The sequence below is a fragment of the Proteus terrae subsp. cibarius genome (genome assembly GCF_011045835.1).
GTDB lineage: Bacteria > Pseudomonadota > Gammaproteobacteria > Enterobacterales > Enterobacteriaceae > Proteus > Proteus cibarius.
On sequence record NZ_CP047350.1, the window covers coordinates 54,432 to 66,780 of the forward strand.

Annotated in this window: 9 protein-coding genes and 2 pseudogenes; 9 read left to right on the forward strand and 2 right to left on the reverse strand. The window is 49.3% G+C overall.

The window, feature by feature from the left end:
• The first annotated feature begins 10 nt into the window (after nucleotides 1-10).
• From tet(X) to GTH25_RS18420, 4 genes and pseudogenes are all read left to right on the forward strand, one after another.
• Entirely contained in the window at nucleotides 11-1,147 is a 1,137-nt protein-coding gene (gene tet(X) / locus GTH25_RS18405; protein ID WP_044502094.1) for a tetracycline-inactivating monooxygenase Tet(X), read from the forward strand.
• 17 nt (nucleotides 1,148-1,164) lie between these two features.
• Nucleotides 1,165-2,025, forward strand: coding sequence for a macrolide hydrolase EstT (gene estT, locus GTH25_RS18410; protein WP_164526954.1), 861 nt, complete (start codon nucleotides 1,165-1,167; stop codon nucleotides 2,023-2,025).
• A 56-nt stretch (nucleotides 2,026-2,081) separates the two neighbouring features.
• Nucleotides 2,082-2,558: pseudogene (locus GTH25_RS18415) on the forward strand (GMP synthase (glutamine-hydrolyzing)); the annotation flags it as partial.
• Between the two features lie 111 nt (nucleotides 2,559-2,669).
• Nucleotides 2,670-4,163, forward strand: coding sequence for an IS91-like element ISCR2 family transposase (locus tag GTH25_RS18420; protein WP_001120888.1), 1,494 nt, complete (start codon nucleotides 2,670-2,672; stop codon nucleotides 4,161-4,163).
• A gap of 597 nt (nucleotides 4,164-4,760) precedes the next feature.
• Here GTH25_RS18420 and GTH25_RS18430 read toward each other — a convergent pair.
• Both GTH25_RS18430 and GTH25_RS18435 read right to left on the reverse strand, forming a co-directional pair.
• Entirely contained in the window at nucleotides 4,761-6,383 is a 1,623-nt protein-coding gene (locus GTH25_RS18430; protein WP_094315248.1) for an ABC-F family ATP-binding cassette domain-containing protein, read from the reverse strand.
• A 585-nt stretch (nucleotides 6,384-6,968) separates the two neighbouring features.
• Nucleotides 6,969-7,697: a BCCT family transporter gene (locus tag GTH25_RS18435; RefSeq protein WP_164526955.1), complete on the reverse strand. Its 729-nt coding sequence runs from the start codon at nucleotides 7,695-7,697 to the stop codon at nucleotides 6,969-6,971.
• A 25-nt stretch (nucleotides 7,698-7,722) separates the two neighbouring features.
• On the opposite strand from GTH25_RS18435, the pseudogene GTH25_RS18440 reads away from it, so the two are divergent.
• The 5 genes and pseudogenes from GTH25_RS18440 to GTH25_RS18460 form a co-directional block, all read left to right on the forward strand.
• Nucleotides 7,723-7,959 (forward strand): annotated as a pseudogene (locus GTH25_RS18440) (GrpB family protein); the annotation flags it as partial.
• A gap of 267 nt (nucleotides 7,960-8,226) precedes the next feature.
• Nucleotides 8,227-9,726 carry a transposase gene (locus GTH25_RS18445; RefSeq protein WP_164526953.1) on the forward strand — a complete coding sequence of 500 codons (1,500 nt, stop codon included), beginning with the start codon at nucleotides 8,227-8,229 and terminating at the stop codon, nucleotides 9,724-9,726.
• 30 nt (nucleotides 9,727-9,756) lie between these two features.
• Nucleotides 9,757-10,500, forward strand: coding sequence for a DUF3363 domain-containing protein (locus GTH25_RS18450; RefSeq protein ID WP_164526956.1), 744 nt, complete (start codon nucleotides 9,757-9,759; stop codon nucleotides 10,498-10,500).
• Between the two features lie 222 nt (nucleotides 10,501-10,722).
• Nucleotides 10,723-11,937, forward strand: coding sequence for a chloramphenicol/florfenicol efflux MFS transporter FloR (floR, locus tag GTH25_RS18455; RefSeq protein ID WP_000214122.1), 1,215 nt, complete (start codon nucleotides 10,723-10,725; stop codon nucleotides 11,935-11,937).
• A gap of 27 nt (nucleotides 11,938-11,964) precedes the next feature.
• The gene (locus GTH25_RS18460; RefSeq protein ID WP_001255015.1) at nucleotides 11,965-12,270 is read left to right on the forward strand and encodes a LysR family transcriptional regulator; all 306 of its coding nucleotides are present in this window, start codon (nucleotides 11,965-11,967) and stop codon (nucleotides 12,268-12,270) included.
• Nucleotides 12,271-12,349: the final 79 nt, after the last annotated feature.

A 12,349-nucleotide genomic window follows, 5' to 3' on the forward strand; every position in this document is an offset into this window, starting at 1 on the left:
GAACAAGAATATGACTTTACTAAAACATAAAAAAATTACAATAATTGGTGCCGGGCCTGTTGGATTAACAATGGCGAGATTGTTACAGCAAAACGGCGTGGACATTACAGTTTACGAGAGAGACAAAGACCAAGATGCAAGGATTTTTGGTGGGACACTTGATCTGCACAGGGATTCGGGACAGGAAGCAATGAAAAGAGCGGGATTGTTACAAACTTATTATGACTTAGCTTTACCAATGGGTGTAAATATTGTTGATGAAAAGGGCAATATTTTAACCACAAAAAATGTAAGACCCGAAAATCGTTTTGACAATCCTGAAATAAACAGAAATGACTTAAGGACTATCCTATTAAATAGTTTACAAAATGATACCGTCATTTGGGATAGAAAACTTGTTACCCTTGAACCTGATAAGGAGAAGTGGATACTAACTTTTGAGGATAAATCGAGTGAAACAGCAGATCTGGTTATTATTGCCAATGGTGGAATGTCTAAAGTAAGAAAATTTGTTACCGACACGGAAGTTGAAGAAACAGGTACTTTCAATATACAAGCCGATATTCATCAACCGGAGGTGAACTGTCCTGGATTTTTTCAGCTTTGCAATGGAAACCGGCTAATGGCTGCTCATCAAGGTAATTTATTATTTGCGAATCCTAATAATAATGGTGCATTGCATTTTGGAATAAGTTTTAAAACACCTGATGAATGGAAAAGCAAAACGCGGGTAGATTTTCAAGACAGAAATAGTGTCGTTGATTTTCTCCTGAAAAAATTTTCCGATTGGGACGAACGCTACAAAGAACTGATTCGTTTGACATCATCTTTTGTAGGGTTAGCGACACGAATATTTCCCTTAGATAAGTCTTGGAAAAGTAAGCGTCCATTACCCATAACGATGATTGGAGATGCTGCTCATTTGATGCCTCCTTTTGCAGGACAAGGCGTAAACAGTGGGTTGATGGATGCCTTGATATTGTCGGATAATCTGACCAATGGGAAATTTAACAGCATTGAAGAGGCTATTGAAAATTATGAACAGCAAATGTTTGCTTATGGAAGAGAAGCACAGGCAGAATCAATAATAAACGAAACGGAAATGTTCAGCCTCGACTTTTCTTTCCAAAAACTAATGAATCTATAAAACAGAAAGGCGAGGAAATGAAAGAGAAAATAGTTGAAAAAAACGGAATAAGACTTTTTACCGAAAGTTTTGGATGTGAAAAAGATCCGGCAATACTCTTGATTGCGGGAGCAACGGTATCCATGTTGTATTGGGATGCTGAATTTTGCCAGAAACTATCTGAAAAGGGATTTTTTGTTATTCGCTACGACAATAGGGACGTAGGAAAATCTACTAATTACGAACCGGGTTCAACCCCCTATGATATTGTTGACTTAACCCATGATGCTATTTCAATTTTGGACGGCTATAAAATAGTCAAAGCCAATTTTGTGGGAATTTCACTGGGCGGACTGATTTCTCAAATAGCATCAATAAAATATGCCGACAGGGTAAGTTCAATAACACTAATCTCAACAGGTCCTTGGGGCGACTCAGACCCCACAATTCCTGAAATGGATACGCGTATTTTAGATTTTCACGGAAAAGCTGAAACCGTAGATTGGACAAATGAAGACAGTGTGGCAAATTATTTAATTCAAGGTGCTGAATTGATGAGCGGCAGGAAACAATTTGACAAACAAAGAAGTGAAAAACTGATTAGAGCCGAATTTAAAAGAGCTAATAACTATATAAGTATGTTCAATCATGCGGCACTGCAAGGTGGTGAAGAATACTGGAACAGATTGAGCGAAATCAATCAACCAACCTTAATTGTACACGGAACGGACGATAAAATATGGCATTTTAAGAATTCAGCAGTTTTACTTGAAAAGATAAACGGCTCAAAACTAATAACGCTTGATGGAACCGGACACGAACTACATTTCGAAGATTGGAATAAAATTATTGATGGAATAACGCAACATACAACAAATAACAAAAGAATGAACAAATAGGGTATTATGTATTTCCAAATCAACGGTTTAGAGATTGAAGCTAATATCAATGTGTTATGACGCTCAAGCTGGTGGAGCCGCTGCGCGAGCTGTTTAAAGATGAGGTGCGCAAGATCGGTATGGAGTTAGGTCTGCCCTACGACATGGTTTACCGTCATCCCTTCCCTGGCCCTGGCTTGGGTGTGCGTATTCTTGGCGAAGTAAAAAAAGAATATGCCGACAGGTTGCGCTTGGCTGATGCCATCTTTATCGAAGAGCTGTATGCCGCTGACCTGTATCACAAAACCAGCCAAGCCTTCGCTGTATTCTTGCCAGTGAAGTCGGTTGGCGTAGTGGGCGATGCCCGCCGCTATGAGTATGTGGTGGCATTGCGCGCAGTAGAAACTATCGATTTTATGACAGCGCGCTGGGCACACTTGCCGTATGAGTTTTTAGAAACGGTTTCTAGCCGCATCATTAATGAGATTCCCGGTATTTCGCGGGTAACCTACGATGTTTCCTCAAAGCCGCCGGCAACTATTGAGTGGGAGTGACGGGCACTGGCTGGCAATGTCTAGCAACGGCAGGCATTTCGGCTGAGGGTAAAAGAACTTTCCGCTAAGCGATAGACTGTATGTAAACACAGTATTGCAAGGACGCGGAACATGCCTCATGTGGCGGCCAGGACGGCCAGCCGGGATCGGGATACTGGTCGTTACCAGAGCCACCGACCCGAGCAAACCCTTCTCTATCAGATCGTTGACGAGTATTACCCGGCATTCGCTGCGCTTATGGCAGAGCAGGGAAAGGAATTGCCGGGCTATGTGCAACGGGAATTTGAAGAATTTCTCCAATGCGGGCGGCTGGAGCATGGCTTTCTACGGGTTCGCTGCGAGTCTTGCCACGCCGAGCACCTGGTCGCTTTCAGCTGTAAGCGTCGCGGTTTCTGCCCGAGCTGTGGGGCGCGGCGGATGGCCGAAAGTGCCGCCTTGCTGGTTGATGAAGTACTGCCTGAACAACCCATGCGTCAGTGGGTGTTGAGCTTCCCGTTTCAGCTGCGTTTCCTGTTTGCCAGCCGGCCCGAGATCATGGGGTGGGTGCTGGGCATCGTTTACCGCGTCATTGCCACGCACCTGGTCAAGAAAGCGGGCCATACCCACCAAGTGGCCAAGACGGGCGCGGTCACCCTGATCCAGCGTTTTGGATCGGCGCTCAATCTGAATGTTCACTTCCACATGCTGTTTCTCGACGGTGTGTATGTCGAGCAATCCCACGGCTCAGCGCGTTTCCGCTGGGTCAAGGCGCCGACCAGCCCAGAGCTCACCCAGCTGACGCACACCATCGCCCACCGGGTGGGTCGCTATCTGGAACGGCAAGGCCTGCTGGAACGGGATGTCGAAAACAGCTATCTGGCCTCGGATGCGGTGGATGACGACCCGATGACACCCCTGCTGGGGCACTCGATCACTTACCGTATCGCTGTCGGTTCACAGGCGGGGCGAAAGGTGTTCACTTTGCAAACTCTGCCGACCAGTGGTGATCCGTTCGGTGACGGGATTGGCAAGGTAGCCGGGTCCAGCCTGCACGCCGGCGTGGCGGCCAGGGCCGATGAACGCAAGAAGCTCGAACGGCTGTGCCGGTACATCAGCCGCCCGGCGGTATCCGAGAAGCGGCTGTCGTTAACACGAGGCGGCAACGTGCGCTACCAGCTCAAGACGCCGTACCGGGACGGCACCACGCACGTCATTTTCGAACCATTGGATTTCATTGCAAGGCTGGCCGCCCTGGTACCGAAGCCCAGAGTCAACCTAACCCGCTTCCACGGGGTGTTCGCACCCAACAGTCGGCACCGGGCGTTGGTCACGCCGGCAAAACGGGGCAGGGGCAACAAGGTCAGGGTGGCTGATGAACCGGCAACACCAGCACAACGGCGAGCGTCGATGACATGGGCGCAACGGCTCAAGCGTGTTTTCAATATCGACATCGAGACCTGCAGCGGCTGCGGCGGCGCCATGAAAGTCATCGCCTGCATTGAAGACCCTATAGTGATCAAGCAGATCCTTGATCACCTGAAGCACAAAGCCGAAACCAGCGGGACCAGGGCGTTACCCGAAAGCCGGGCGCCACCGGCTGAGCTGCTCCTGGGTCTGTTTGACTGACGAGCCTGAAGGCCAACGATACCAATCAAAATGCTGCGTTCACAGCGCCGCGGCAGGGATCCGCCGTGCTGGTTGTCGGAAAAGGAGCCGCTAGTGGGAAAGAGGAGGGTAAATTTTCAGCGTTGCTGGCTCCCCGTCAGCCGGATTGGGTTGCATCGCAGGGGTGTCGAAAGAGTCAACTGCGGTCCAAAGCTGTTGGACTTGGGTGAAAAGGGCGTTTATTCTTCCTATACGTCAGCCGGATTGGGTTGCATCGCAGGGGTGTCGAAAGAGTCAACTGCGGTCCAAAGCTGTTGGACTTGGGTGAAAAGGGCGTTTATTCTTCCTATACGTCACAAAACTTTATGAAGATTACGCAGTCGCTTCCTATTCTGATAACATCCAAAGAAATATCATCAACAGCATTGAAAACTTTTGGGAACGAGGCGCTATTGCCCAAAATAATGACGAAAGTGATGATGAATAACACTCATCGTATTGTCCTTGTTATTCAAGGCTCACAATAGCCGAACTATTATTTCAATCGCAAGCATATAAAGCGCATCAATATCCCTGCGATTGAATAATATATACGTGAGTGATGTTATTCAACGCTGATTAAAATTTGGGTTGAAAAGGATACTTTATCCAGCCATTTTCTGCCCTATGTAACTGTGACTCTATGCCGATATTAGATAGAAAAGTCGCATCATGTGAAATGATGATTAATGTGCCTTGATAGTGATTCAGCATTGCTTCTAGTGCAGAGAGTGATTCAAGATCCAAATGGTTACTAGGCTCATCAAGCAGTAATAGCCCTGACGGCGTCTGATCATACAATATCATCGCTAATGCCGCTTTTAACTTCTCTCCCCCACTTAAATATTGGCTCTCTCTTTCAATATGAGATGCTGTTAATCCCAATTGCGCCAATTGCATACGCAACTGTGAAATCTCATCTTTTGTTCTTCCTTGTGATATTTGCTCAAGAACGGATTGTTGCGGATTTAAGATCGTTAAATGTTGATCTAAATAGGCTGTTTTTACATAATGAGTCGCCTGACCACTTTCGGGGGATAAACTACCGGCGATCACCTTTAATAATAATGTTTTACCGATTCCATTATCACCGACAATGGCAATTCGCTCGCCCGAGCGAATCACTTGATTCAAGGCTTCCAAATCTGAGGGCATAAAGGGAAGCTGAATATTCTCAAGCTTAACCGCAATATCAGGTTGATTAGTTAATGCCGGAATCTGATGCAGATGAATGCTTGTGGCAGTATCCAGATTTGCCCTTGCAGAATCAATGCGAGATTGCCCCTCTTTTTGAATCCGATCGAGTTTTTGTTGCGTTTTACCACTCGTTAGATCACTTCTATTTTTCTGAGCATCCATCAAAATTTTGGCCTGATTCTGATTGCCGCGAGCTTTATTAGCAGCACTCGTGCGTTTTTGCTGTCTCTCAATTTGCTGCTGAATCACAGCTTGACGTTGCTTCTCTTGGGATTTAACAGAATTTAAAATTTCAACGGCTCTCTCGGCAGCTTCTGCTTTATAGATGCGATATTCTTCATAACTACCGGTAAACCATTCAAGCCCACTCGGCGTTAATTCCACAATATTAGTTAATTGGTTAAGGAAAAAGCGATCATGAGAGATCAAAATAATTGTCCCCGTCCACAACTGCATTAAATCCCACAACTTCTCTTTTTGAGAATGATCAAGATGATTGCTTGGCTCATCTAAAATCAAAATCTCTTTTTGCGAAAGAAATGCAACTGCAATACGAATACGCATCTGCTCCCCACCACTTAATATCATCGCCGGGGAATCAAGTAATAAATTTGGAAGACCGAGTTTTGCTAATAATGATAGCGCTTCAGTTTCAATCGCCCACTGGTCTCCAACAATTGCAAAATCTTCCTCAAGAACTGAGCCTTGCTCAATTCTGCGTAATGCCGCCATCACATGATCAATACCCAATAGTTCAGCAACCGTAGTCTCTTCTGAAATCACATAATGTTGCGAGAGATAAAAAACATGGTCACTATTGAGAATAGTGCCTGATGTGGGTAATAAAATACCCGCACATAATTGCGCCAATACTGTTTTACCGACACCATTACGCCCAATCAACGCTGTGATTTTTGCAGTAAAAGTACCTGATAAATCAGAAAAAAGTGTCTCGCCATTATTCTGTTTAAAAGAGACGGATTGAAGCTGTAAGAAATTTGCCATAAAGCACTCCTTGAGATAGATGATTATTCATAGTTATATTCATATATTAAAAAAGTTACTTATTCATGCAAAAGCCTCATCAAAACACCGGAGTTGTGTGCCATCTATGGTACGACAATCATCTTATAAATTCAATTTCGTCATCATTTCAGCTTAAGAAACTCCTGAAGAACTCCTGAAGACTCTATATTGCTGGCACGAGATTTTCAAAATCGTGCAAGTATTCGATCCAGCTTTTAATCAACTCTTGATAATATCCAACTAAGTGTCCTTAAAACAGATTTCACCACATAACTGCTTCAATCTTAAAATGGACCAAGACTCTTACTACAGTCATTACAGTCATTTGGGCTTATGAAGAGTTATGAAGACTTGTACTGCTGGCGCGTGATCGTGAAAAGAATGCAAGCATTCGACCCAGCCATGATTCAGCAGATATTATGTTGTCAGATTTTTTAAACCGCTTTGACAATAAATCTGAATATTAAAACATTGAGACAATAAAAAAAGTGGGTATAGATATATACCCACTTTAAACGCTATTCTCAGAGAACACTCAGAAAATGTTCAGAGATTGACGGCTGATTAATCATTCGGATTAGAACCGACATCATAGTCAGAGCGCATCTCATAGTTTTGAATGAAGTAATGGTGACTTGTATATTGGTCAACAATGTCATTCATGATGTTCTCTTTGGTATAACCCATGATGTCATAACCTTTACTACCATCATCAAGATAAACTTCTGCACGGAAATATTTCTGATCTTCCTGCGCGGATTCTTCATCTAATAGTGTAAAGCTTGGCTTGAGATAATGCTTCGCTTTAACGCGATAGATAAAGTTCGCATTATCACCATGATCAATCACGATACGAATATCATCATCTTTCTCCGTATCAATGGTCACAGCTAAACCTTGCTTCACAAACTCGGCTTTGACATCTTCAAATGCCGGCAATACCACAAGATTCATAAACTTAATGACGTTATCACGACGTTGATAGACCGTTACGTTACGAAGACGTTTCTGCCAACCACCTGAATCGCGAGTACTTGGCTGAACATACATATTCGCTTTACTGCGAATATCAATCTTCCCGATATCCATTCTCAAAGCTTTAAATAATCCATAAATAGAGATCAATATCACAATACTAAATGGGAATGCTGTTGTTGTTGATACTGCTTGTAAGGTGCCAAGGCCCCCATTTAAGAGTAAAACGATCGCAATCACACCTGTAATTGAACCCCAGAATATGCGCTGCCACAATGGCGTGACTTCTACATCTTTCTTACTTGAGAGCATATCCATCACAAGCGCACCTGAGTCCGCTTATGATCATGTTGGATCAACAGCAGTTGAAGGCTTAGCCGCTAAACCAATCATTGATATTGATTTGATTGTAGAAAATCCTGAAGATGAAGCATCTTATCTTCTAGCTTTGGAAGCATTGGGTTATGAGCTGACGATTCGTGAACCATCGTGGTATCAGCATCGTATGCTGAAATTGCACCATCCTATGGTGAATTTGCATGTATTTGGTAAGGATTGTCCTGAATATTATCGCCACTTGCATACGCCGTAAAATGGCGCATTTATCCGCTCAAAATAAATTTTTTTACAAGAAATTTCTGAGCATGGTATTTTTGATGGTATTGTGAATATGCTTCTTTGTAACTGTTTGAAAATAAATAGAAATATGCACTCATTTACAATCGAGTGGGAGTGACTGGCACTCACAGGCAATGTCTGGCACTGGCTGGCATCACAGCTGAGACTTCAATATCTCGCAGCTGAGCGATAAACTGTATAAAAACACAGTATCGCAAGGATGCGGATCATGCCCCAAGTGGCGGCCAGGATGGCCAGCCGGGACGAGAACACTGGTCGTTACCAGCGTCACCGGCCCGAGCAAACCCTGCTCTATCGGATCGTCGAAGAATACTACCCGACGTTCGCTGCCCATTTGGCGGCGCAGGGCAGGGAACTGCCCGGTTATGTGCAACGCGAGTTTGACGCCTACCTCAAATGCGGCCGTCTCGAACACGGCTTTCTGCGGGTGCGTTGTGAGTCGTGTCACGCTGAGCACCTGGTTGCGTTCAGCTGCAAACGTCGGGGCTTCTGTCCTAGTTGTGGCGCACGGCGTATGGCCGAAAGCGCCGCGCTACTGGTCGATGAGGTTCTGCCCGTACAGCCCATGCGCCAATGGGTACTCAGCTTTCCCTTTCAATTGCGCTTTCTGTTCGCCAGCCGGCCGGAGGTCATGGGCCGGGTGTTGGGCATCGTTTACCGCGTCATCGCCACGCATCTGGTCAAGAAAGCGGGCTATACCCACCAAGCGGCCAAGACCGGTGCCGTCACCCTGATCCAGCGCTTCGGCAGTGCACTGAACCTCAACATTCACTTTCACATGCTGTTCCTCGATGGCGTGTACGTTGAGCGTCCCAATGGAACAGCCCGGTTCCTCTGGGTCAGGGCGCCGACCAGCGCCGAACTCACCCAACTGGCGCACACCATCGCCCATCGGGTCGGCCGCTATTTGGAGCGGCAAGGCCTACTGGAGCGGGATGCTGAAAACAGTTACCTGGCCTTGGATGCGGTGGATGAAGATGCGATGACTCCACTGCTGGGGCATTCCATCACGTATCGCATCGCCGTGGGGCCACAGGCAGGGCGCAAGGTGTTCACCCTGCAGACACTGCCCGCCTGCGACCCGGAAGATCAGTTTGGTGACATGCCCGGTAAGGTTGCCGGTTTCTCGCTACATGCCGGCGTAGCGGCCAAGGCCCATGAGCGCAGCAAACTCGAACGGCTGTGCCACTACATCAGCCGCCCGGCGGTATCCGAGAAGCGGCTGTCGTTAACACGAGGCGGCAACGTGCGCTACCAGCTCAAGACGCCGTACCGGGACGGCACCACGCACGTCATTTTCGAACCATTGGATTTCATTGCAAGGCTGGCCGCCCTGGTACCGAAGCCCAGAGTCAACCTAACCCGCTTCCACGGGGTGTTCGCACCCAACAGTCGGCACCGGGCGTTGGTCACGCCGGCAAAACGGGGCAGGGGCAACAAGGTCAGGGTGGCTGATGAACCGGCAACACCAGCACAACGGCGAGCGTCGATGACATGGGCGCAACGGCTCAAGCGTGTTTTCAATATCGACATCGAGACCTGCAGCGGCTGCGGCGGCGCCATGAAAGTCATCGCCTGCATTGAAGACCCTATAGTGATCAAGCAGATCCTTGATCACCTGAAGCACAAAGCCGAAACCAGCGGGACCAGGGCGTTACCCGAAAGCCGGGCGCCACCGGCTGAGCTGCTCCTGGGTCTGTTTGACTGACGAGCCTGAAGGCCAACGATACCAATCAAAATGCTGCGTTCACAGCGCCGCGGCAGGGATCCGCCGTGCTGGTTGTCGGAAAAGGAGCCGCTAGTGGGAAAGAGGAGGGTAAATTTTCAGCGTTGCTGGCTCCCCGTCAGCCGGATTGGGTTGCATCGCAGGGGTGTCGAAAGAGTCAACTGCGGTCCAAAGCTGTTGGACTTGGGTGAAAAGGGCGTTTATTCTTCCTATACGTGCCGCGTTCCAGGCGGCGACTATGAGGGCTATGTCGATGCCCATGTGCGCCGGCTGGAGGCGCTACGCCGGGCCGGTATCGTCGAGCGGATCGACGCCGACCAATGGCGCATCCCCGATGATCTGGTCAGCCGTGCCGCCGCCCATGACGCCGGCCGAGACAGTCAGGCCAGCGTTCGCGTCCTTTCCCCGGTCGATCTGAACAAACAGATCGGATCGGACGGCGCGACCTGGCTGGACCGGCGCAACCTTCTCGCCATCCTGCGGGAGCGCGAGGTAGCCGGCGTCGGATCGGATATGGCTTTGAGTAAGGGCCTGCCGTTCCGCGCCGCCACGGACGGCGAGAGCGTCAGCGGCAAGTTTACCGGAACCGTGCATCTATCGAGCGGCAAGTTCGCCGTGGTCGAGAAATCCCATGAGTTCACCCTTGTCCCGTGGCGGCCGATCATCGACCGCCAACTCGGCCGCGAGGTTATGGGCATCGTGCAGGGCGGGTCGGTGTCGTGGCAGTTAGGGCGGCAGAGGGGGCTGGAACGCTGAGTGCGCCCATGCCGCATTGCGAAGCAAAAGATAATCTGATAAAATGTAGCAATTCATATTCGTAAGCGTGGAGTAATCAGATGGGAAATTCCAAGTCAGCAGACAAGTAAGCCGCAACAACCAGTATTGTTGTTGCGGCGCTCTGTAAGGCTAGTCTCATCTGATTGCTGACGAGCAGACGTCGCCCGGTATTCCTTAATCTTAATCGAGGGTTGATTCGTCATGACCACCACACGCCCCGCGTGGGCCTATACGCTGCCGGCAGCACTGCTGCTGATGGCTCCTTTCGACATCCTCGCTTCACTGGCGATGGATATTTATCTCCCTGTCGTTCCAGCGATGCCCGGCATCCTGAACACGACGCCCGCTATGATCCAACTCACGTTGAGCCTCTATATGGTGATGCTCGGCGTGGGCCAGGTGATTTTTGGTCCGCTCTCAGACAGAATCGGGCGACGGCCAATTCTACTTGCGGGCGCAACGGCTTTCGTCATTGCGTCTCTGGGAGCAGCTTGGTCTTCAACTGCACCGGCCTTTGTCGCTTTCCGTCTACTTCAAGCAGTGGGCGCGTCGGCCATGCTGGTGGCGACGTTCGCGACGGTTCGCGACGTTTATGCCAACCGTCCTGAGGGTGTCGTCATCTACGGCCTTTTCAGTTCGATGCTGGCGTTCGTGCCTGCGCTCGGCCCTATCGCCGGAGTATTGATCGGCGAGTTCTTGGGATGGCAGGCGATATTCATTACTTTGGCTATACTGGCGATGCTCGCACTCCTAAATGCGGGTTTCAGGTGGCACGAAACCCGCCCTCTGGATCAAGTCAAGACGCGCCGATCTGTCTTGCCGATCTTCGCGAGTCCGGCTTTTTGGGTTTACACTGTCGGCTTTAGCGCCGGTATGGGCACCTACTTCGTCTTCTTCTCGACGGCTCCCCGTGTGCTCATAGGCCAAGCGGAATATTCCGAGATCGGATTCAGCTTTGCCTTCGCCACTGTCGCGCTTGTAATGATCGTGACAACCCGTTTCGCGAAGTCCTTTGTCGCCAGATGGGGCATCGCAGGATGCGTGGCGCGTGGGATGGCGTTGCTTGTTTGCGGAGCGGTCCTGTTGGGGATCGGCGAACTTTACGGCTCGCCGTCATTCCTCACCTTCATCCTACCGATGTGGGTTGTCGCGGTCGGTATTGTCTTCACGGTGTCCGTTACCGCGAACGGCGCTTTGGCAGAGTTCGACGACATCGCGGGATCAGCGGTCGCGTTCTACTTCTGCGTTCAAAGCCTGATAGTCAGCATTGTCGGGACATTGGCGGTGGCACTTTTAAACGGTGACACAGCGTGGCCCGTGATCTGTTACGCCACGGCGATGGCGGTACTGGTTTCGTTGGGGCTGGTGCTCCTTCGGCTCCGTGGGGCTGCCACCGAGAAGTCGCCAGTCGTCTAACCGACGACTGGTAGCAGGCCCGCTCCGATGCGGCGCACTAACCATCGAAACCTCGTGAATGTCGGTATCCTGTCTGGCAGGATACCGCTCATTTCCCTTGTTCAGTTCATCGCCGTCGCCGAGCATCTGAATTTTCGGCATGCGGCCAAGGCACTTGGTATCAGCCAGTCGAGCGTCAGCGCGCGTGTGAAAGCGCTGGAGGATAACCTTGGTGTCCTGCTATTTGAGCGCCATGCGCGGGGCGTTCGGCTAACAGACGCAGGCAGGCACTTCATGGAGCGTGTCACGGCGGGTGTCGATCAACTCGATCACGCAGTGAAGACCGCGGAGTGACGGGCACTGGCTGGCAATGTCTAGCAACGGCAGGCATTTCGGCTGAGGGTAAAAGAACTTTCCGCTAAGCGATAGACTG